At 71.9% G+C, this 20,750-nt stretch carries 22 protein-coding genes; 8 read left to right on the top strand and 14 right to left on the bottom strand.

Annotated elements, in window-relative coordinates; all coding sequences use genetic code 11:
• The first annotated feature begins 2 nt into the window (after window positions 1–2).
• From H288_RS0122675 to H288_RS0122650, 6 genes are all read left to right on the top strand, one after another.
• Window positions 3–3,152 carry an efflux RND transporter permease subunit gene (locus tag H288_RS0122675; RefSeq protein ID WP_020094870.1) on the top strand — a complete coding sequence of 1,050 codons (3,150 nt, stop codon included), beginning with the start codon at window positions 3–5 and terminating at the stop codon, window positions 3,150–3,152.
• 60 nt (window positions 3,153–3,212) lie between these two features.
• Complete coding sequence (locus H288_RS0122670) at window positions 3,213–3,578, top strand: hypothetical protein (RefSeq protein ID WP_020094869.1); 366 nt, start codon at window positions 3,213–3,215, stop codon at window positions 3,576–3,578.
• A gap of 22 nt (window positions 3,579–3,600) precedes the next feature.
• Window positions 3,601–3,993 carry a DUF305 domain-containing protein gene (locus H288_RS0122665; protein ID WP_020094868.1) on the top strand — a complete coding sequence of 131 codons (393 nt, stop codon included), beginning with the start codon at window positions 3,601–3,603 and terminating at the stop codon, window positions 3,991–3,993.
• Window positions 3,994–4,230: 237 nt separating this feature from the next.
• On the top strand, window positions 4,231–4,788 hold the full coding sequence (locus tag H288_RS0122660; RefSeq protein ID WP_026605207.1) for a MarR family transcriptional regulator: 558 nt from the start codon (window positions 4,231–4,233) through the stop codon (window positions 4,786–4,788).
• A 136-nt stretch (window positions 4,789–4,924) separates the two neighbouring features.
• Window positions 4,925–5,563: a DUF4166 domain-containing protein gene (locus H288_RS0122655; RefSeq protein WP_042672213.1), complete on the top strand. Its 639-nt coding sequence runs from the start codon at window positions 4,925–4,927 to the stop codon at window positions 5,561–5,563.
• The gene (locus H288_RS0122650) at window positions 5,560–7,386 is read left to right on the top strand and encodes an SDR family oxidoreductase (protein ID WP_020094865.1); all 1,827 of its coding nucleotides are present in this window, start codon (window positions 5,560–5,562) and stop codon (window positions 7,384–7,386) included. Before H288_RS0122655 ends, H288_RS0122650 begins: the two co-directional genes overlap by 4 nt.
• Here the strand turns inward: H288_RS0122650 and H288_RS0122645 are convergent.
• The 6 genes from H288_RS0122645 to H288_RS34130 form a co-directional block, all read right to left on the bottom strand.
• Complete coding sequence (locus H288_RS0122645; protein ID WP_020094864.1) at window positions 7,371–8,603, bottom strand: DUF3095 domain-containing protein; 1,233 nt, start codon at window positions 8,601–8,603, stop codon at window positions 7,371–7,373. The genes H288_RS0122650 and H288_RS0122645 overlap by 16 nt on opposite strands.
• 353 nt (window positions 8,604–8,956) lie before the next feature.
• Window positions 8,957–9,301 (bottom strand): hypothetical protein, encoded by a 345-nt coding sequence (locus tag H288_RS0122640; protein ID WP_020094863.1) that lies wholly within the window; start codon window positions 9,299–9,301, stop codon window positions 8,957–8,959.
• A 219-nt stretch (window positions 9,302–9,520) separates the two neighbouring features.
• On the bottom strand, window positions 9,521–10,417 hold the full coding sequence (locus tag H288_RS0122635; protein WP_043712993.1) for a class I SAM-dependent methyltransferase: 897 nt from the start codon (window positions 10,415–10,417) through the stop codon (window positions 9,521–9,523).
• A 333-nt stretch (window positions 10,418–10,750) separates the two neighbouring features.
• A complete protein-coding gene (locus tag H288_RS0122630) occupies window positions 10,751–12,367 on the bottom strand; it encodes a GMC family oxidoreductase N-terminal domain-containing protein (protein ID WP_020094861.1) in 1,617 nt (538 codons plus the stop codon).
• 511 nt (window positions 12,368–12,878) lie between these two features.
• A complete protein-coding gene (locus H288_RS0122620) occupies window positions 12,879–13,145 on the bottom strand; it encodes a hypothetical protein (protein ID WP_020094859.1) in 267 nt (88 codons plus the stop codon).
• A gap of 796 nt (window positions 13,146–13,941) precedes the next feature.
• A complete protein-coding gene (locus H288_RS34130; protein WP_042672250.1) occupies window positions 13,942–14,325 on the bottom strand; it encodes a hypothetical protein in 384 nt (127 codons plus the stop codon).
• Between the two features lie 373 nt (window positions 14,326–14,698).
• On the opposite strand from H288_RS34130, the gene H288_RS0122605 reads away from it, so the two are divergent.
• Window positions 14,699–15,094 carry a TIGR02300 family protein gene (locus H288_RS0122605; RefSeq protein WP_020094856.1) on the top strand — a complete coding sequence of 132 codons (396 nt, stop codon included), beginning with the start codon at window positions 14,699–14,701 and terminating at the stop codon, window positions 15,092–15,094.
• Window positions 15,095–15,146: 52 nt separating this feature from the next.
• On the opposite strand, the gene H288_RS0122600 is transcribed toward H288_RS0122605, so the two are convergent.
• From H288_RS0122600 to H288_RS0122590, 3 genes are all read right to left on the bottom strand, one after another.
• Window positions 15,147–15,422 carry a hypothetical protein gene (locus H288_RS0122600; protein WP_020094855.1) on the bottom strand — a complete coding sequence of 92 codons (276 nt, stop codon included), beginning with the start codon at window positions 15,420–15,422 and terminating at the stop codon, window positions 15,147–15,149.
• A gap of 87 nt (window positions 15,423–15,509) precedes the next feature.
• Complete coding sequence (locus tag H288_RS33560; RefSeq protein ID WP_020094854.1) at window positions 15,510–15,770, bottom strand: hypothetical protein; 261 nt, start codon at window positions 15,768–15,770, stop codon at window positions 15,510–15,512.
• 190 nt (window positions 15,771–15,960) lie between these two features.
• Window positions 15,961–16,641, bottom strand: a complete 681-nt coding sequence (locus H288_RS0122590; protein WP_026605205.1) for a hypothetical protein — start codon at window positions 16,639–16,641, stop codon at window positions 15,961–15,963.
• A 146-nt stretch (window positions 16,642–16,787) separates the two neighbouring features.
• Here H288_RS0122590 and H288_RS0122585 point away from each other — a divergent pair, with 146 nt between their 5' ends.
• Entirely contained in the window at window positions 16,788–17,039 is a 252-nt protein-coding gene (locus H288_RS0122585; protein ID WP_020094852.1) for a hypothetical protein, read from the top strand.
• Between the two features lie 37 nt (window positions 17,040–17,076).
• On the opposite strand, the gene H288_RS0122580 is transcribed toward H288_RS0122585, so the two are convergent.
• From H288_RS0122580 to H288_RS0122560, 5 genes are all read right to left on the bottom strand, one after another.
• On the bottom strand, window positions 17,077–17,286 hold the full coding sequence (locus H288_RS0122580) for a cold-shock protein (RefSeq protein WP_020094851.1): 210 nt from the start codon (window positions 17,284–17,286) through the stop codon (window positions 17,077–17,079).
• Between the two features lie 207 nt (window positions 17,287–17,493).
• A complete protein-coding gene (locus H288_RS32680; RefSeq protein WP_085986774.1) occupies window positions 17,494–18,159 on the bottom strand; it encodes a 5-formyltetrahydrofolate cyclo-ligase in 666 nt (221 codons plus the stop codon).
• A 353-nt stretch (window positions 18,160–18,512) separates the two neighbouring features.
• On the bottom strand, window positions 18,513–19,358 hold the full coding sequence (locus H288_RS0122570) for a substrate-binding domain-containing protein (RefSeq protein WP_020094849.1): 846 nt from the start codon (window positions 19,356–19,358) through the stop codon (window positions 18,513–18,515).
• Window positions 19,331–20,041 carry an ATP-binding cassette domain-containing protein gene (locus H288_RS0122565; protein WP_020094848.1) on the bottom strand — a complete coding sequence of 237 codons (711 nt, stop codon included), beginning with the start codon at window positions 20,039–20,041 and terminating at the stop codon, window positions 19,331–19,333. The genes H288_RS0122570 and H288_RS0122565 overlap by 28 nt, the downstream gene beginning before the upstream one ends.
• Window positions 20,038–20,733, bottom strand: coding sequence for an ABC transporter permease (locus H288_RS0122560; RefSeq protein ID WP_020094847.1), 696 nt, complete (start codon window positions 20,731–20,733; stop codon window positions 20,038–20,040). The genes H288_RS0122565 and H288_RS0122560 overlap by 4 nt, the downstream gene beginning before the upstream one ends.
• Window positions 20,734–20,750 lie beyond the last annotated feature (17 nt).

Genomic DNA, 20,750 nt, shown 5'->3' with positions numbered 1-20,750 from the left:
CGATGTTCACCGTCCTCGTCGGACAATCGGTCCGCAACCGCCTGCTCGTCCTCGCGCTCGCCGCGGTGCTCGTGCTCTACGGCGCCTTCACCGCCACCAAGCTGCCCGTCGACGTCTTCCCCGACCTCAACAAGCCCACCGTCACCATCATGACGGAGGCCGAGGGCTACGCGCCCCAGGAGGTCGAGCAGCTCGTCACCTACCCCATCGAGACCCGGATGAACGGTCTGCCGGGCGTTACCCGGGTGCGCTCGGTCTCCGGCGTGGGATTGTCCATCACCTACGTCGAGTTCGACTGGGGCACGGACATCTACCGGAACCGGCAGCAGGTCGCGGAGCGCCTCGCCCTGGTGCAGGACCAACTGCCCCGGAGCGTGACCCCGGTCATCAGCCCGATCTCCTCGATCATGGGCCAGATCCTGCTGGTGGCGGTCACGGGCGACACCGCGACCCCCATGCAGGTGCGCGAGGTCGCCGACTTCACGATCCGGCCGCGGCTGCTGACCATCCCGGGCGTCGCGCAGGTCATCCCCATCGGCGGCGAGGTGCGCCAGTTCCGGGTCAGCCCGAACCCGGCCGCCATGCGCGCGCTCGCCGTCACGAACGCGCAGCTCGAGGCGGCGCTCGCCCGGTTCGGCACCAACGCCGGCGGCGGCTTCACCGACCAGAACGCGCGCGAGTACCTGATCCGGAACATCGGCCGGACCATGAGCCTCGACGACCTGCGCAGCCTGGTGGTCGCGACGGTCAACGACGCGCCCGTCCACCTGAGGCAGGTCGCCGAGGTCTCCTTCGCCGCGAAGGTCAAGCGCGGCGACGCCGGCTACATGGCGAGGCCCGCGGTCATCGTCTCGGTCGAGAAGCAGCCGGACGTCGACACGGTGCGGCTCACCCGCAGCATCGAGACCGCCCTGAAGGAGATGGGCCCGACCCTGCCGTCCGGCATCAGGGCCGACCGAGTCCTGTTCCGCCAAGCCGACTTCATCGAGACCTCGATCCGCAACGTCGCGCGCGTCCTCGTCGAGGCCGTGCTGGTGGTGGCGGTGGTGCTGTTGGCCTTCCTGCTGAACGTGCGGACGACGGCCATCTCGCTGCTGGCCATCCCGGTCTCGGTGCTGACGACCGCGGCGGTGTTCCACCTGTTCGGGCTGTCCATCAACACGATGACGCTCGGGGGGCTGGCCATCGCCATCGGCGAGCTCGTCGACGACGCGGTGGTGGACGTGGAGAACATCTACCGACGGCTCGGCGACAACCGGCGGGCGGGCAACCCGAGAGGCGTGCTCCAGGTGGTGGTGGAGGCCTCGAACGAGGTTCGCTCGGGCATCGTCTACGCGACGCTCATCATCATCCTGGTGTTCGTGCCGCTCTTCGCCCTTTCGGGCATCGAGGGTCGCCTCTTCGCCCCGCTGGGCGAGGCCTACATCATCTCCATCCTGGCGAGCCTGCTCACCTCCATCACCCTGACCCCGGTGCTGGCGTCCCTGCTGCTGCCCGGCCTGAAGACGCTGGAGGAGCACGACAGCCGACTCCTGAAGCGGCTCAAACGCGGCAACGCCGCCCTGCTGCGGGTCGCGTTCCGGCACCAGGGCCTGCTCGTCGGCACGGTCGCGGTCGCGGTGGTCGCCGCCGGCGTCGCGGCCTGGACCCTGCCGCGGGCCTTCCTGCCGCCGTTCAACGAGGGCTCGTTCACGGTCAACATGACCTTCAACCCGGGCATCTCGCTCGCCGAGAGCAACCGGGTCGGGCTGATCGCCGAGAAGCTGCTGCTCGACATCCCGGGCGTGAGGACGGTGGGCCGCCGGACCGGGCGGGCCGAACTCGACGAGCACGCCGAGGGCGTCCATGCCTCCGAGATCGAGGTGGCCCTCGACGCGGGTGCCGAGCGCCCGAAGGAGGCGCTGGTCGCCGATATCCGCGGGCGCCTCGCGGCCCTGCCGGTCGCCGTCAACGTCGCCCAGCCGATCTCGCACCGGCTCGACCACATGCTCTCGGGCGTGCGCGCCGAGATCGCGCTCAAGGTGTACGGGGAGGATCTCGACGCCCTGCGGCGGGTCGCGAATGCCCTGCGCGACCGGATGGCGGCGATCCCCGGCCTCGCCGACCTGCAGGTGGAGCGCCAGGTCCGCATCCCGCAGCTCGAGGTCCGCGTCGACTACACGCGGGCGGCCCTCTACGGGGTGCAGCCCGCGGCCGTGGTCGAGCAGATCAGCCGCCTCTCGAACGGGCGCGTGGTCTCGACGGTGGTCGACGGCGTGCGCCGCTTCGACGTGGTGCTGCGCCTGTCCGAGGACCGCCGGACCACCGCGGGCCTGGGCGACCTCCTTCTGGAGACGCCCTCGGGCTGGGTGCCGGCGCGCCAGGTGGCCGACATCCGCGAGACGGACGGGCCGAACCAGATCCTGCGCGAGAACGCCCGGCGCCGCATCGTGGTGCAGGCCAACACCGACGGCGGGCGCGACATGGCCACCGTCGTGGCGGCCATCCGCGAGGCGGTGGCGAAGGAGCCGCTGCCACCGGGCTTCTTCACCAGCCTGGAGGGGACCTTCCAGGCGCAGGAGGAGGCCAGCCGGACCATCGCGGTGCTCTCCGCGGTGTCCTTGGCGCTCGTCTTCGCCATCCTGTTCAGCCGCTACAGGTCGGCGGCGCTCGCCCTGATCATCATGGGCAACGTGCCCCTGGCGCTGATCGGCTCGGTGGTCGCCCTGTGGCTGGCCGGGCAGCCGCTGTCGGTGGCGTCGATGATCGGCTTCATCACGCTGACCGGCATCACGGCGCGCAACGGCATCCTGAAGATCAGCCACTACCTGAACCTGTCGCTGCACGAGGGCGTGCCGTTCGGGCCCGACCTCGTGGTGCGCGGCAGCCTGGAGCGGCTCACCCCGGTGCTGATGACGGCGCTCGCCGCCGGCGTCGCGCTGGTGCCGCTGCTCTACGACCCGGCGAGCCCGGGCAAGGAGATCCTGCACCCGGTGGCGGTGACGATCTTCGGCGGCCTCGTCAGCGCGACGCTGCTCGACACCGTCCTGACCCCCGTCCTGTTCCTGCGCTTCGGCCGCGCGCCCCTGGAGCGGCTGCGCGCCCTCCACGCCGACACGCCGGCCCACCCATCCCCGGACGGCGCGCGCCCGCGCCCGGCCGAGGCCTACTGACCCGCACAACCCGACTGACCCGCACAACCCGACTGACCCGCACAACCCAGGAGAACCGGGATGATCCTACCGAGACTGGCCCTGATCGCCGCCCTCCTCGCCGCGTCCGCCGTCTGCGCCCACGAGACCGCCGGCCAGCACGGTGGCCGTGTGACGGATGCCGGCAGGTTCCACGTCGAGCTCGTCGCCAAGGGCGAGGCCGTCGACGTGTTCCTGTCCGACGAGGGCCAGAAGCCGGTCCCGGCCGCCGGTTTCAAGGGCACCGCCATCCTCGTCGTCGGCGGCAAGCCGACCCGCGTGCCGCTCGAGCCCGCCGACGGCAACCGCATGACCGGCAAGGCCGCGACCGCGCTCGGCGCGAGCCCCAAGGGCGCGGTGCAGCTCACCGGCCCGGACGGCGCGACCGCCAGCGGCAAGTTCAACTGACCCCACCGGGAGAGAACGATCCATGACGCACCTCCGCACCCTTCTCGCCGCCGCCCTGCTGTCGACCGGGCTGGCCGGGGCGGCCCTGGCGCAGGGCATGCACGACCACGGCTCCATGTCCGGCAAGGACATGGGCTCGATGAAGCCGAACCCGAAGGACGACGCCTCGACCAAGGCGTTCAAGGCCGCTGACACGGCGATGATGAAGGACATGGACGTCCCCTATACCGGCGATGCCGACGTCGACTTCCGCAGGCACATGATCCCGCACCACAGGGGCGCGGTCGCCATGGCCAAGGTCGCGCTGACGCACGCCAAGGATCCGGCCACCAAGGCGATGGCGCAGAAGATCATCGACGATCAGGAGAAGGAGATCTCCGACATGGAGGCGTGGCTGAAGCGGCACGGCCAGTAGCCGCCCGCGCCGGGACTGGAGACCGGGGCGGTTCCGGCCCGCCCCGATGGAGGTGCCTCACGCGGCGCCGGAGCGGGGCGAGGCGCCCCCGCGCCTGACGCGGGCGCCGTTCCCGGTCAGGCGCGGGACGGGATGCCCGGTCCCGCCCTGGCGGCGCGACCGGGACCCGGCCGAGCGTCGACAGCCCGCGATCCCGGCCGCTTGACAGCGTGTTCGTTCTGGTCTGTTATTTCTGTCATGACAGAAATAACAGACATACCGAGTCCCCTGCCGGCCGCGGTCGAGCGCTTCGTGCTGCACTGGGGCGATCTGGGCGGCCAGTGGGGCGTCAACCGCTCGGTCGCGCAGATCCACGCGCTCCTCTACCTCTCCGAGCGCCCTCTCGCCGCCGAGGACATCGCCGGCATGCTCGGCATCGCGCGGTCGAACGTCTCGAATTCCCTGCGCGAGCTGCTCGGCTGGAACCTGATCCGCCGCGTGCCCGTGATGGGCGAGCGCCGCGACCACTTCGCCGCCGAGACCGACCTCTGGGAGATGGTCACGCGCATCGCCGCCGGCCGCAAGGAGCGCGAGATCGATCCCGCCATCGCGGCCTTGCGCGCCTGCGTCGCCGAAGCGGACGCGGACCCGGCGCTCGGGGCGGTCGCCAAGCGGCGCCTGCGCGCGATGCTCGACTTCACTGAGTCGATGGAGCGCTGGTACGGCCAGATGCTCAACGTGCCCCGGGGCACGCTGGCCAAGCTCATCCGGCTGGGCGGCCGGATCGTGAAGTTCCTGCCGGCCAAGGCTGAGTGACGATCCGAGGGTCGTCTTCAGGGAGCCGAACCGATCGAGGGGCCCAGGTGACCGCGATGGGACATGTCCGTCGAGCCGAGCGGGGCCGTCCCGCGCGTTCTCCCCCGCCCGGTCGCTCACCGAGCCGGGCGACCTTCTGGACCTGCGCTTCCGGGCCCTGATCCCGGAACGCGCATGGGCGAGCCTGTCGCCGGCCGTGCGCCGCCGCTTCGGGAAGCGGCTCGCGCAGGGAGCGAGCGCGGTCTATGTCGGCCACGTCGTCGCGATGGATGTCAGCCGCTTCGGCTGGCTCGTCGCGCAGGCGACGCGGCTGGTCGGCGGCCCGCTGCCTCTGGAACGCCAGACCGGCCGCGCCGGCGTCGTCACCGTCACCGAGGACCCGGATGGCGGCGGTCAGGTCTGGACGCGGCTGTACGCCCGCGCCTCCGGCTTCCCGCAGGTGATCCACTCGGCCAAGCGCTTCGCCGGTCCCACCGGCCTGGAGGAGCATGTCGGCGCCGGCGTCGGCATGAGCCTCACGGTGGCGGTCGAGGACGGGGCGCTGACGTTTCGCAGCCACCGCTACTTCGTCGCCTGCCTGGGGCGCCGCCTGCACCTGCCGGGCTGGCTCACCCCCGGCGCGCTCACCGTCACCCACGCCGATGCCGGCGGTGACGCGACGCCGGGCGCCTTCCGCTTCATCCTCGACATCGCCCACCCCTGGTTCGGGCGGCTGATCCACCAGGAAGCGGTCTTCCAGGACGCCGAGCCGGCGGGGCAGGGAGAGGCGGCGTGAGCACGATCCTGGTCTTCGGCGGGTACGGCGGCTTCGGGGCTCGCCTGTCGCGGCGGCTCGCGGAGGCCGGTCACGACGTGGTCGTCGCCGGCCGCCGCCTGGCGCGGGCCGAGGCGTTCTGCGCGGCCAATCCTCCGTGCCGTCCCCTTCAGGCCGACCGCAACGGTGCCGTCGCGCCGCTGCTGGAACGCGTCCGTCCCGACCTCGTGATCGATGCGGCCGGCCCCTTCCAGGGCAGCGGCTACGCTCTGCCCCGGGCCTGTATCGCCGCGGCGATCCCGTACCTCGATCTCGCGGACGGCCGGGCGTTCGTGACCGGCATCGGCCAGCTCGACGCCGCCGCACGCGCGGCCGGCGTCGCGATCCTCTCCGGTGCATCGAGCGTCCCCGCCCTGTCCGGTGCCGTCGCCCGGCACTTGGCGCAGGGGATGGAGGCGGTCACCGCCGTGGAGATCGCGATCAGCGCCTCGAACCGCGCGACCGCCGGGACGTCGGTCGCCGCGGCCATCCTGAGCTACGTGGGCCGGCCGATCCGGCTCTGGCGCGGACAGCGCTGGTCGGCGGCTGTTGGCTGGCAGGCGTTGCGGCGCGAGCGCTTCGCCCTGTCCGACGGCGCGTCCCTCGGCCGCCGCTGGCTGGCCCTGGCGGACGTCCCGGACCTCGACCTCCTGCCCGATCGGCTTCCCGGCCGGCCGGCGGTCAGCTTCAGGGCCGGGACCGAACTCGCGGTGCAGACGATCGGCCTCTGGTGCGCGAGCTGGCCGGTGCGCTGGGGCTGGATCCCCTCCCTGCAGGGGCTCGCGCGCGGGCTTCTCCTGGCGCAGCGGCTGACCGCGCGCTGGGGCTCGGATCGGTCCGGCATGGTCGTCCGGATGTTCGGCACCGCCGCAGGGCGCCGCGTCGAACGGCGCTGGACCCTCCTGGCGGCCGACGGTCATGGCCCGGAGATCCCGGTGCTGCCGGCGGCGATCCTGGCCGAGCGGATCCTGGACGGTGCGATCGCGCCCGGGGCGCGCGACGCCGGGACCGCGCTCGACCTGTCCGATTTCGAGCCGAGCTTCGCGCGCCTGTCGATCCGCCACGACGTGCGGGAGTCGGGACAGGCCGATGCGCTCTACGCGCGCGTCCTGGGTCCGCGCTTCGCCGAACTCGCGCCGCGCGTCGCGGCCCTGCACGGCGTGCTGCGCGAGGCGGGGGCGCACGGCCGCGCCGTCGTGCGACGGGGCCGCCACCCTGTCGCGCGCGGCCTCGCGGCGCTCCTCGGATTGCCGGTCGCGGGCGCGCACGATCTCCACGTCGGCTTCAGCGAGACGCGCGGGGTGGAGCGCTGGACGCGCGCGTTCTCCGGTCGCCGGTTCACGAGCGCGTTCTCCGAAGAGCGCGGCTGCGTCGTGGAGCGGTTCGGCCCGCTCCGCTTCAGGTTCGACCTCGCGCCCGAGGGCGGCGGCCTGCGCATGGTGCTGCGCGGCTGGTCCGTTGCGCGGCTGCCCCTGCCGCTGGCGCTCGCACCCCGTACCGCCGCCCGCGAGTGGGAGGAGGCGGGGTTGTTCCGCTTCGACGTCTCGATCGTCCTGCCACGCGTGGGGCTGGTGGTGCATTACCGCGGCTGGCTCGACACGGACGATCGCGCGGGCCGTCGATCCGGCTTCGTCCCGGGCGCAGAGCCGGCCGCGCCGCCTCGGAGCGGACATCCGGCACAGGGCCCATCCCGGCCACCCGGCGGGGATCCCGGGCCGGTAACGGCCCTGCCGATCCCGTCATCGCGCGCCCACGCCCCGTCCCGCAGCGGGCACGGTCCCGAGCCGCGTCACGGGCGGGTCTGAGCCGAGGCACCGCCATCGGCCGCGCGACCCTTCAGATTCGCGGCCGCCGCGGCATAGCCGCCACCGGCACCGTCGATGAAATGCATGTGCCCGCTGCCGGGGACCGGAGGGCTGATGCAGGTCAACTGCGCAGCCGATTGGCGCTGCAGGCCGAAATGGCAGATCCCCTGCGCCTCCGCGCCGGCGAGCTCCGCCTCGAGTCGATCGGCGAAGGCGCGGGTGCAATCCAGCGTCATCCGCAGCGCGTCATCGTACTTGCGGAAATCTGTGTTGCCCACGATCTCGCGCCGCAGAACGGCGGGATCGAACGCGCCGACCCGCGCGCCTGTGCGGTAGATCAGGTATTCCGGTATCGATCGCGCCGCGAGGCGGAACTTGGCCCAGAAGCGGCTCCTGCGAGAGCCCGGCATCGCGCGCAGTTCGAGGTCCAGTCCCGCCCACGGTCCGCGCATCTCCGGTCCCGCGTCCTGCATCGGGCGCGCGACCTCGGCGCTGATCTCGAGCCTCTGCAGGAGCTCCTGCACGAGTTGCCGGAAGGCCGGCGCGTCGCCGCTGTGCTGGGGCACGAGCATGAGCGAGAGCATCAGCTCGTGCCGGGGACGGATCTCCTGCCAGCGGCAGGAGAGGCCGGTCAGGTCGGGCTGGGTGCCGGCCTCGGCCGGTGCGATAGCGTGGTCGCCGGCCTTCATGGCCGCCTCTGCCCAGGGCAGCCCACCTCCGCTGAACATGGCATAGGAAACGTGGGCGCTGGGCGCGTAGCGCGCCACGCGCACGTCGAGCGCGCGATCGCGCACGGCCGAGACCGGCACGAGAGCGGTGCGCAGCTCCAGTTGCAGCGCCTCGCGGACCCAGCTGGCCGTCGCCGCCAGCGCGTCTCTCGCGGCGTCCGCGTTGTCCGGGGCGACGGCGAAACTGGCCCCGTCGCCGCCGAAGACGAAGGGGAATTCGCGCCGGCCGAGTGCGTTGGAGACCGCCGTGATGATGGCTGCGCCGGCCGCATTCACCGCCTTGTAGCGGCCAAGCCCGATCTGCTGCCGAGAACCGACGACATCGGCCACGCCGAGCCACCAATCCGCGGGCAGGGGCCGGTAGAGGCCTGGATCCATGAGGCTGGAGAAGGCGGTGAACCGGGGCAGGCTGTCGTAGAAATCCGGGGCCGCGCGGCGTGTCGCCGGTTCGCGTTCCTGACCTGCACCCATCGATGTCCCCACCGCCATCGCCCTGCTCCTCGGCGCAGCGCCAGGGCGCCGTGACGCGCCCGGATCGCGTCACCGATACCATCCTCGGTGAGACAACCCTCACCACGCCCACGTGCCGCCCTCAAGCGAGGGCGGCACGTGAGGTCCGAATTCGCGGCCGCTACGAGCTGTCGCTCGATCCGCGGCCGATGCGGCTCGGATCACGAGAGTCGGGCGGCATCCCCGGGACGGATGGGGCTGGGGTCGCCGTCACGGATCCCGTCGTCGGAGCGAGGGGTTGCGGGATGGAGTCGGTCAGCCGGCCGCCGCCGCGCGTGCAGCGGCGGCCGATCGCGTGACGGAAACGCGATCCGTCGAAGATGGTCGCTCAGCTAGCCGCACACGCGCTCATGGCCGAAGAAGACAGGATTGTAGATCGCGCGGCAGTCGCCGAAGTTCGGGCCGAGGAAGGAGCTGTTCGCGGGATAGCCCCAGCTGAACCCGCCGAAGCGCCGACGGAATCCACGGTGGTAGAAATGGCGATGGTGACCGAACCCGCCGTGCCTGAAGCCTCCGTGCCCGAACCCGCGATGGCCGAAGCCTCCGTGATGGCCGAAGCCTCCGTGTCCGAAACCGCCACGGCCAAACCCGCGGGCGTCGGCACTGGCGGCACCACCGGCCAATGTCGCGGCCGCGAGACCCGCCACCATCAACATCTTCGTCGAGATCATCTTCATCGTGCGTCTCCCTGTTGGGGTGAAGGCACTCTGCCGCCGACCGATGGCCGGTCGCTGTGATCCCGGTCACAGAAGCCCGGACGCGGGGCTCGACGCGGGATCCCTCGCGGGGGCTCGGGTGCGGGCTTCGACCGAACCTCGACCGGTCGGGACGACCGCGAACTCGGACGCCGCGGCGGGCAGGCGGCCCGCGCCGTTGGCCGCGCGCGTGCGATCGCTCTACGCGCGCTGCCCCATCACGAGCGTGACCGGCTGGCCCGCGAAAGTCTCGACCGCGGTGAAGGCGCGTGCGCGAAGTTCAGCCTCCATGGCCGCGCCTTCCCACAGATGTCCGCCGCTGCGGGCCAGCCGCAGGGCAGCGAGCGCGGCGGCCGTGGGATCCGCCGGCGGAGCGTAGAGTCCGACCACCAGATACCCCCGCGGCTCGAGCGCAGCCGTGAGCCGATCGAGCGCTGCTCGGGCCGCGTCCCGGGAGAGGAAGGGTGCCGGAAGCCACGTCAGCGAGTAGCCTGCCGAATCGTCGAACCGCGTCACATCCTGCAGACGGAGTTCGATACGGCCGTGAAAGGGGCTCGCCGCCACGTTCGCGCGCGCCAAGGCCAGGGCCGGCTCCCAGATGTCCAGGCCGACGACCCGCAGCGAGGGCCAGCGTGCCGCGGCCTCCAGCGCGATGCCGCCCACGCCGGTGCCGACATCCAGGAAGCGCCCGGTGAGTGCGGCCGCGAGCGACGGGCGCTCGGTCGACAAGGCCGCCAGGCGCCGCACGACGCTGCGCGACGCCTGGCCTTGAGCCTGCAACATCGCGGGATCGCGAACCTGCCAGACCGGCGGCCGCTCCGGGTGATCCAGCAGATCCCGCGCCTCCTCGAGCGCGTGGGTGACGGATGCCAGGAGCGCGGACACCTGCTCGGGTTCGAGCTCACCGAGGCCGCCCGGGATGACGGCGGCGACCACATCGCGCAGTCGGCGCGCCACCTCGGGATCGACCGCCCTCGCGCCTTCCCGCGCGCCTTCCTTCGCGTCTTGCCGCAATCGCAGGGCCGCACCGACCGCGGCCAGGCCTCGCGCCGCGTTTCCCATCGCGCGCAGCGTGTGTTCAATCGTGTCGATAGCCATCCGCGACCGCCGAAGTGATGAACGCCACGCCGCGTCGTGGCACCCGAACAGGACGGCCCGGCATCCTCGGAAAGAGGCCGGGCAAGGATCCGCGGTGTCTTTCCCGGCCGTGAGCCCGTGGATCTTCCGCCCGGGCGCTCCTCGACAGCGGCTCAGGGGACCTCAGCGCTTCCGGCCGTCACACGCGGCCTGATCGGACCGTCCGCGACGCGCGGTGCGTCGCGATTCCGGGGACGGGCTCGACGCCCGGCTCGGCCGGTGCGATGTCCGCGCGACGGGGCGTCCTGAGCGAGCCCTCCGGTCCGCCGATCGTGCTCGCTGCGGCGACGGGCGTTACAGGCCGTGCGCGCGCTTCAGCATCTCGGCGGCCCGTTCACCGATCACCGCGCACGGCGCCTGGGTGTTGCCGGTGGTCACGCGGGGCAGGATCGAGGCGTCGGCGACCCGCAGGCCGTCGATGCCGTAGACCCGGAGCGCACCGTCCACGACCGCCAGCGCGTCGCGGCCCATCCGGGCGGTGCAGCTCTGGTGCCAGTAGGTGACGGCGGCATCGCGGATGTAGTCCGCCATCGCCGCGCCGGACAGCGGACCCGGCATGGCCTCCGCGCGCACGTACGGGCGGAACGCCGGCGCGTTGCCGAGGGCGCGGCAGAGATCGACGCAGGCCGCGGCCGCCGTCACGTCGGCCGGGTGGGACAGGAAGTTCGCCTCGATGACCGGCGGCGTCGCCATGTCGGCGCTCCGCAGCCGCAGGCGGCCGCGGCTGGCGGGCTGCGCGAGGCCGGCGAACATCGTCCAGCCTTGGGCCGGAACGCCGCGCGCCGCGGTCTGCTCGCTCGGAACCGGAAACTCGACCTGGCAGAACAGCAGGTCCGGCGCCGAGAGGCCGGGCCGGCTCGTCCAGTACAGGGTCGCCTCGCTGCCGCTGTTCCGCGGCGCGATCGGGTCGGCATATTCCCAGGTGCAGCCGAAGGACACGTGGTCCTGAAGGTTCTGTCCGACGCCGGGCAGGTGCTGCGCCGACGGGATGCCGAGCGCCCCGAGCTCGTCCCGGTCGCCGATCCCCGAGAGCATCAGCACCTTGGGTGTGTGGATCGCCCCCATCGACAGGACCGTCTCGGCACGCGCGCCGACCGTCCGGACCGCGCCCGCGTGGACGAACTCGACCCCCGTGGCGCGGCGGCCGTCGAAGGTCACGCGGCGGACGAGCGCGTCCGTGAGGACGGTCAGGTTGGGGCGGTCGAGCCAGGGATGGACGTAGGCGCGGAACAGCGAGACGCGCCGGCCGTCGCGGACCAGCATGTCGGTGATCGCCGCGCCGCCGGGCCCCTCCATCATGCGCCCGTTGGGGTTGTCGAAGGTCGGGATGCCGAGGTCCCGCGCGGCGTCGAGCAGGGCGTGGGCCACGGGGCTGGGATCGGAGGCGGGCTGCACCCAGACCGGACCGCCGCTTCCGCGATGCGCCGGATCGGAGGCGCCGCGCCAGTTCTCGATGCGCCGGTAGATGTCGAGGACGCTCTCGTAGCCCCAGGCCGCGTCGCCGGCCTCGGCGGCGAAGGCGTCCCAGTCGCACCGGTGGCCGCGCGCCCAGACCATCACGTTGACGCTGGAGCCGCCGCCGAGGCCCTTGCCCATCGCCATGGAGAGCGTGCGTCCGTTCAGGTGGGCATTCGGCTCCGCGCGAAAGCCCCAGTCCCGCGCCCCGCCGAGATTGGTCGGCCAGAGGGCGGGATCGAGCACGGCCTCGGCGTCGTCCGAGCCGCCCGCCTCGAGCAGGAGCACCTGCACCTCGGGGTTCTCCGCCAGCCGCCGCGCGACGACCGACCCGGAGGCGCCCGCGCCGCAGACGACGAAGTCGTAGGCCGGTTTCAGGTCGGCGGTCAGCCGGGCCTGGTTCTCCCCCGCCCGCCGCGCGAAATCGGCCCGGTCGAGGGCGTCTGAAGTGCTCATGATCTGGAAGGTCTCACCTGTAGCAGCGGATCGGAATGATCTCGGTCAATCGAGGATCGGGCAGAAAACTCCGACGCTCACGTCTCCGCGCTCCAGCAATCGCCTCGTCGGGATTGCCGGAACATCAGTGGCGCCGCGATCGGGCTGCCGCGCGAAGCGGCGCGCGCCCCGCGTTCGACGCGCGGATCGATAACGCAATGCTTCTGTTACAGGTGGATTTCGGCGCGTGACCGCGCGCGTTACATGGGACACGGTTTCTCGTCCGCGCCACAAGCCGGCGAGCGGGCAGGTCGGATCGGCGGATCGAGCGGCAGGACACGCGAAAGCGGCGAGGCTCGCACCCCGCCGCTCGCGTCAGTCTCGTTGTCCGTTACCGGGTGGCCGCCGGCATCCTGCCGGGTTCACAGGCCCATCAGCACGCCGGCCGAGCCGACGACGGTCATCATGAGGCCGCCCAGGAAGGCGCCGATCATCGCGTAGGAGAAGGCCTTCAGCATCGTGTCCCCCGACCTCAGCAGCGGTTGCCGCCGGCGGTCTGGCCGTACTGCTTGACCGGGAAGTTCTGCTGGTTGGCATTGCCCTCCGCGGCCGAGCTCTGCGGGCAGGTCCAGGGGTCGCGGTCGTAGCGGCCGCCGAACGGGGCGCCGAACGAGCCCGTGGTTTCGACATCGTAGGGCGTGGAGCCAGCCCAGGCAGGACGATCGTAGGCCATGGCGGACGAGATCGGAGCTACGGCGAGCATGAGAGCGGTGACGGTAGCGGCGATACGGGTCTTCATAGGCTAATTCTTGCTCCTTTACGCAGTACAGTCCGAGACTTACGGTCCATTTCATCTTGCGTGACACTGATATGGGGGCGATTGTCTCGGAGCGACGTGCCGCTGCGCACGCGGCGTCCGGGATTAATCGCGCTGGCGGCGCAGCTGTGACCGCGCGTGACCAGGCTGTCTCTGCCGCCGGCGTCGCGGCCGCCCGGCAGACTGCGCTCACGAAGGCCCGCTCATTGAACCAGACGCGCGCTTCAGGTCTTCCCTCCATGCCGAGGCGATCCATCTCCGCCGAGGCATGGAGGAGCTCTATGCGCATTCTCGTTCTCGCCGCGCTCGCAGGTGTCGGCCTCGGCGTCCTGGCTGTCCCCGCCTCGGCCGTTCCCGCGGGCCCCGCGACCGGCCTCTCGTCGCCGTCCGACATGCTCACCGACGTCCGGATGAGGCGCCATCACGTGCGGCGACATTCGATGTCGCGGGTCCAGCGGCGCTATCCGGGTGCGAGCTTCGTCCGGAACAAGACCCCCGGCTCTGCGGGCGGCAGCAGCCGGGGTAACGGCGTTACCGGCAGCTACGCCGCGCCCAGCGGACGGTAGGCCCCCACGCTCGCGCAACGCGGCCCGCCCGGCCGGCCGCGGCGGGCCCCGCGCGCGCCATCGCCGTCACCGGATTCCTGCGCGCGCGCGGGACCGGGGGCGGCAGACGGCGCAGGCGGGATGAACCCCCACGGCCGGCGATCCCGCCGGCTTCCGGTTCGAGCCGGCGCCCTGCGCCCGCGCGGGCGAATGGTGGCGGATGCGTCGGGCTCTCAGCGCGCCAGTCTCGCGGGGAGCACCGTCGGCGCCGGGCTCGACGCGTTCGACGCCGCGAACGACGCGACGAATCCGGCGAGGGAGCGCACATTGTCCGGCTGCCGCGGATCCCGAGCAACCGCGGCTGCCTCGCGTTCCAGTCGAAGGTTACAGGCCTTTGTCGGAAGTCCGATATCCGGCGTGCAGGCGTCGTGGCGGGCGCAGGCTGCGTCGAGGGCGTCGATAGGCGGCAGAGGCGCGTTGTTGCCGGGGCCGCAGTAGTTGCCGTGGATGAGGAACTTCGGCCCGCCGTTGGCGGCCGGCTGTGCCAGGGACGGCGTGGCCCACGCGGCGGCGAGGCAGACGGGGGCGACGAGGCCTATGACGGTGCGAGTCAACATGGTGGAGACCCTCCAGCACCTGCGCCGCACAAGTCCCATCGGCGATGACGGTGCGAGACACGATTAAGCACCACACATCACGGCGCGACGTGCTCCGGAGCACCACCCCTATTTGGATGACGTCCTACCCGCATCGCGGACATCGCGGTCGCTGCGTCACCGCAGCGTCCGCGACATCGCCCGGCATCACGGAGGTCGGGCCCCGCCGCACTTTCCCCCTCTGCCTCCTCTGCCGATCGCGTGTCGGCACCTCTGTCGTGCAGACACGCCTCGCTCGGCGCGAAGAGGCGGGGCATCGGGCTGCTGACTGTGGTAGACATCACCGCATGCTCGCTGGCGATCCAGCGTCTCACGGCCTTCAGGGAGAGTCTCAGTGGCGCGTCCGGACCTCGGCACGAAGCGTATCTGCCCGACGACGGGGAAGAAGTTCTACGATCTCGGCAAGAATCCCGTGATCTCGCCCTACTCGGGCGAGGTCGTGCCGATCGCTGCCGCGACATCGTATTCCAGGGGGAGCGCTCCCGTCGTCGCGCGCAAAGAGGCGCCGAGCGACGAAGAGGACGAGACGGAGGGCCCCGAACTCGTCTCGCTGGACGAGGTCGAGGCCGAGGAGGCCGAGAAGGACACGGACAGCAACGCTGAGGATGACGACGCGCTCGACATCGAGGACGACGGGGAGCAGGTCGACGACGACAACCTCGTCGTCGATGAGGACGATGACGACACCAGCGATCTCGTCGAGGTCAACGACGACGATGACGACCAGTAAACCCGCACGCCGCCGCCGGTCGTCCGGCGGACGGGCGCGGGTGGCCGCAATCTCAGTCGCTGTTTGATCGGGTGGTGGGGCGGCTCATGAGCAGGGCCGCCCGCACCGCCATGCGGCGCGACGGCTCGTCGGACTCGGTGTCGACCACGATCGCGGGCGCGGAGGGGTGGGCCGCGACGGCCGCCGCGAGATCGAGCACGTGGTCCGGACCGATGGCGTGATCCTGGGTGGTCGGTTCTGCCAGGTAGGCGTCGACGGCGGCGCCGACATCCTCGATGGCGATACGCTCGGCGGTCACCAGATCCCAGAGCGTGGCCTCAGCTGACATCCGCGGCGTATCGCACCTCGCGCGAGAGCATGCAACAATGTAACAACGGCTGGCTCGCGGCGCCGGCAGGCCAGCGCGTCCGCGGGATCAGGGCCCGTCGCGCAGGGGACCGATGCAGGCCGCAACCGGGTGGCCGGCCGGCGCGAAGTGATCCAGGAGCCGGTCCCCGGACCACAGCTCGGCCAACAATCCCTCGGCCAGCCTGTCGGCCTGATGCCTGGCCTCCGCGTCGTCGCGGGCTCGGATGAGGACCGTGCCGCGGTCGCTGCCGTCCGCGCCGAACCGGTGCAACCGGTAGGCCGAGCCGGAGCCTCGGCGTTTTCCGGGGAAATCGATGAGGTCGGCCATCGCGGGCTCACGGCTCCGTAGGAGGGGGCACGCGTCCCCCAAGCCGCCGGAACCTGAAGTCTGGCCGATCCGGCGACAGATCGAGTGTAAGAGGGCCGGGACGCGAAGGATAGAGTGCGACGGACGCCCGCTCGCTGCCGAGGCAAGGCCATCAGGGCCGGAACGCGGCCCAATCAACGTTCAGGAAGGGTCAGACCGTCGGGCCGGCGGAGGTCGCGATCCACACCACGTGCCGCGGGCCGCTGCGCCCGTTCGCGTGGGGGCGAACCTCTTCGACGGCGAAACCCGAGCGCTGGAGGCGCGCCTTGAACTTGCGGTCGGGATTGGCCGACCAGACGCCGAGCACGCCGCCCGGCCGCAGCGCCCGCCGCGCCGATTCCAACCCGTGCTTGCCATAGAGGCGATCGTTCTCCGGGCGCACGAACCCTTCCGGTCCGTTGTCGACATCGAGCAGGATCGCGTCCCAGGCGGCCGGGCCGCACCGGATCAGGTGGTCGACATCGGCTTCGCGCAGATCGACGCGGGCGTCGTCGAGGCAGCCGGCGAAGACGCCCGCGAGCGGTCCGCGCGCCCAAGCCGCGACCGTCGGTACCAACTCGGCGACCGTGACTCGCGCCTCGGGCTCAAGGTTGCGCAGGGCCGCGCGCAGGGTGAACCCCATTCCGAGGCCGCCGACGAGCACCCGCGCCGCGCCCCGCCCGCGCACCCGGCCGCAAGCGAGGATCGCCAGCGCCTCCTCGGAGGCCCCGCGGGTGCTGTTCATCAGCTCGATCGTGTCGGCGACGATGGAGAACTCGTGGCCCCGCTGCATCAGGTGCAACGGGCTCCCGCCGGGAACGAGGCCGGTGTCGATGTGCCTCCAAGATGTCACAGGCGTCCCTCTGTGGGCCGGCGCCATGGATATTCCGGCAAACGGGAAGGATGGGTTATGAGACGCGCTCCTGACCGCGCGTCGCGCCTGCAAGACGCAGGGGCCGCGACGGCGTTCGCCTCGTCCGAGAAGCCGGCATATCCCTCATGGCCAAGCGTACCAAGTCTCTGCCGAAGGTGCAGGGGTTCGTGCTGTTCGACGTCACCTACGCCGACGGCAGCCGCGCCTCGAATCGGCGCGTGCCAGCCGAGATCCTGGGCGGCCTCGACGGCGACGAGCCGGCACGCACTCTCATCACCGAGCAGGAAGAGGAGATCGCCCGCAAGTCGGGGAGACCGATGCGGGAGATCGAGAGCCTGACGCGGTCTCCTGCCCCGAGTTCGAAGCCCGATCTGTGACGAGCGGCCCCGATACAGGCCACTCGTCGCGCGGTGCTCAGCCAGCCTTCAGGTTGGCGGCGCTCTCCTTGCCGCTGCGGCGGTCCGCCTCGACGTCATAGGAGATCTTCTGACCCTCGTTGAGGGAGCGAAGGCCCGCACGCTCGACGGCCGAGATGTGAACGAACACGTCCTTGCCGCCATCGTCGGGCTGGATGAAACCGTAGCCCTTGGTCTCGTTGAACCACTTCACGGTGCCTGTAGCCATGGCTGTATCCTGGTCGTCACCGGCTCGCCAACGTGGCGGGCCGTGACGCCTGAACGAGCCGCCGCGGCCGCCTGTTCCAAGGGCCCCCCCGATCAGGAGCCTCGGTTGAGACCCCCGCGCCCTCATCCGCCGACCTCAGGCCGAACGGTCCTGGGCCAGGCCCTGCCGAGCCGGCCAGCGCGGACACCGGCCCGCTCCGCGGCGCGATCAGGGTCGCTCCGTGCGGGGCCAGACGCCGCCTTCCGTCACGATGATGTCCATGGGGACGTCGTGCGCCTGCGGGTGGATCGTCGCGAGCCGCGCGAACTCGAAGCCGACGCCGATGACCCGCGGCTTCGTCGACCTGGACGCGATGGTCCGGTCATAGAAGCCGCCGCCGTATCCCAGGCGGTACCCTGCCTGATCGAAGCCGACGAGCGGCGCGATCAGGACGTCCGGGTCGACAATCTCGCCCTCTGCGGGAACGGGTATGTTCCAGACGCCGCGGATCATGCGCTCGCCCGGCGACCAGACCCGGAACTGGAGCGGGCGCGCCTTCTCGACGACGACCGGAAGCGCCAGTCGCGCCCCGCTTCCGCGCAGCTCCGTCAGGAGGGATCTGGCGTCGAACTCGCCCCTGAAGGGCCAGTAGAGACCGATCGATAGGCCCGATGCCGAAGGTAGAGCGGCTCGGAGACCCTGCTCGATCCGCTCGCTCCGGGCGGCGCGGTCCTGGGCGGAGATGCCGACCCGCCGCGCGATGAGCGCGGCGCGGGTCTCCTTTCGCCATTGCCGCACGCTCGGCCAGTCGGATGCGGCGCTCTCAGGACCGCAGGGTTCGGAAGGCCGAGGCTCCGCCGCCGGGCCGACGAAGTCGGGGCCGAGCTCGTGCATGAAGCAGGGTGGAGAGCTGTACGCGCCGAACGCGGAGTGTTCGGGCGCCGCGGGTTCCGGGGGCGTCTCAGGCCGCTCGGTTGAATGCCCGACCACGATGATCTCCCTCGCGACGGTGGACCCGCACAGTCCTGGGTGACCTCGGCCAAACGCGCGCTCGGCACCTCCGGTTCGGTGAAGCGGATCGCGACGTCCCGCGCCGCCCCGACCCGGCCGACCATCGTCCCTGGCCGGTCTCCGAGCCGCACGATGGCGAATGCCGGCGAGATCCGCCGCCCACCCTCGCGGATGCCCGGGACGGGCAGGCGCGCGCGTCGACGGCGATCCGGCGCTTCGACCCGGGGATCCCGGGTTCAGCGCGTCACGGGCGCGCCGGCGCTCGGGAAGAACAGCTGCTCGCCGCCGACCTTGTAGCCCGCGATCGCCTGCTGCCCCTCCGGTGAGACGAGCCAGTCGATGAAGGCCTGTCCCTGCTTCGCCTTCACGCCGGGGTGCCTGTCGGGATCCACCAGCATCGCGCCGTAGGGGTTGAACAGGCTCCGGTCCCCCTGAACCAGGATGACCAGGTCGGCGCGGTTCTTGAACGCGAGCCAGGTCCCCCGGTCGGCGAGGATGTAGGCGCCGAGGGCCGAGGCCGTGTTGAGCGCGGGGCCCATGCCCTGGCCGACATCCCGGTACCAGGGGCCGCGCACGGCCGCGAGATCGACGCCCGCCTCCTTCCAGCTGCGCAGCTCGGCGCTGTGAGTGCCCGAGCGGTCCCCGCGCGACACGAACGCCACCTTGCTGGCCGCGAGCTTGGCGAAGGCCTCGCGCACGCCCAGGCCGCGCACGCCGGCCGGATCGGAGGCCGGGCCGATCAGCACGAAATCGTTGTACATCACGTCGTACCGCCGCTTCGCGAAGCCCTCGGCGAGGAACTTGTCCTCGGCCGGACGGTCGTGGACCAGGACCACGTCGGCATCGCCGCGGCGCGCCGCGTCGAGCGCCTGTCCCGTGCCCAGGGCGACGACCTTCACGTCGATCCCGGACGCCTCCCGGAAGAGCGGGAGGATGTGCTTGAACAGGCCGGACTGCTCGGTCGAGGTCGTCGAGGCGACGACGATCGACACCGGTTCGGCCTCGGCCGGCGGCAGGAGGGCAGCCGCGCTCAGGAGCGCGGCCAGTCCCAGGGTCAGGAGGCGGCGACGAAAGGCGTCCACGGCAATTCCCCAGCGAGGTAGGCCCGCGCCTCGGACGTCCGGGGCGAGAACAGGATCTGTCGGGCGGGACCATGCTCGACGGCGCGGCCCGAGGCCAGCACGATCACCGCGTCGGCGAGGCGCGCCACCTGCCCGAGATTGTGTGAGACGAGCACGACCGTGGTGCCCGCCCGCGCCATCGCGGACACCAATCCCTCGACGATCTCGGTCGAGGCCGGGTCGAGGTTCGCGGTCGGCTCGTCGAGGAGGAGCAGGTCGGGGCCGACCGCCCAGGCACGGGCCAGCGCCAGCCGCTGCTGCTCGCCGCCGGAGAGCCGCGTCGCGGGATCGCGGGCGCGCTCGGAGAGGCGGACGCGGGCGAGCGCCTCCTCCACCCGCGCGGCCCGCGCAGGACGGGGCAGGTCTCCGAGAGCCAGCGCGACGTTCGCGGCCGCGGTCGCGCGGATCAGCGCCGGCCGCTGGAACACGAAGGCCCGCCGGTGCGGGCCGACCTGCACCGTGCCGCCGTCGGGCCGCAGGAGCCCGTCGACGACCCTCAGGGTGACGCTCTTGCCCGCCCCGTTCGGGCCGATGACGGCCGTGACGCTGCCCGTAGCGACCTCCAGGCAGAGACGGTCGAGCACCGTCCGACCGTCGAGGACCAGGGTCACGTCCTCGAGGCGGATGGCCGGTGTCGCGCTCATCCGTACACCCGCGCGGCGTGCCGGCGGAGCAGGGCCACGGCGACGTTCACCACCAGAACGAGGCCGATCAGCACGAGGCCGAGCGCCAGGGCGAGGCTGAGATCGCCCTTCTGGGTCTCCAGGGAGATCGCCGTCGTCATCGTGCGGGTATACCCGTCGATGTTCCCGCCGACGACGAGGACCGCGCCGATCTCCGAGATCGCCCGGCCGAACGCGGCGAGCGCGGCGGTCACGAGGGAGAAGCGCACGTCGTAGATCATCGCCGCGGCCTGACGCGGTGCGGAGAGCCCGAGGGAGCGCAGCTGCTCCCCGAGATGCACCCGGGCGTCGGCGACGACCTGCTGCGTCAGTGCGGCGACGAGCGGGGTCGCGAGCGTCGCCTGCGCGGCGATCATCGCGGCGGGGGTGAACAGCAGGCCGAGCGGTCCGAGCGGACCGGAGCGGGACAGGACGAGGTAGAGCGCGAGGCCGACGAGCACCGGCGGCAGCCCCATGAAGGCGTTGAGCAGGCCGACCGCGGCGCCGCGTCCGGGGAAGCGGGCGACGGCCAGGAACGCACCCAGGGGTATGCCGAGCACGAGACCGATGCCGACGGCGGTGAGGCTGACACGCAGCGACAGCCACGCGATCGCCAGCACGTCCCGATCCAGGCTGAACAGGCGGGAGAGGATGTCCTGGAGCGTCTGCATCATGCCCCCGGGCCGGTCCT

This window comes from Methylobacterium sp. 285MFTsu5.1, from assembly GCF_000383455.1.
GTDB lineage: Bacteria > Pseudomonadota > Alphaproteobacteria > Rhizobiales > Beijerinckiaceae > Methylobacterium.
This window is presented reverse-complemented; position numbering and strand designations above follow the sequence as displayed.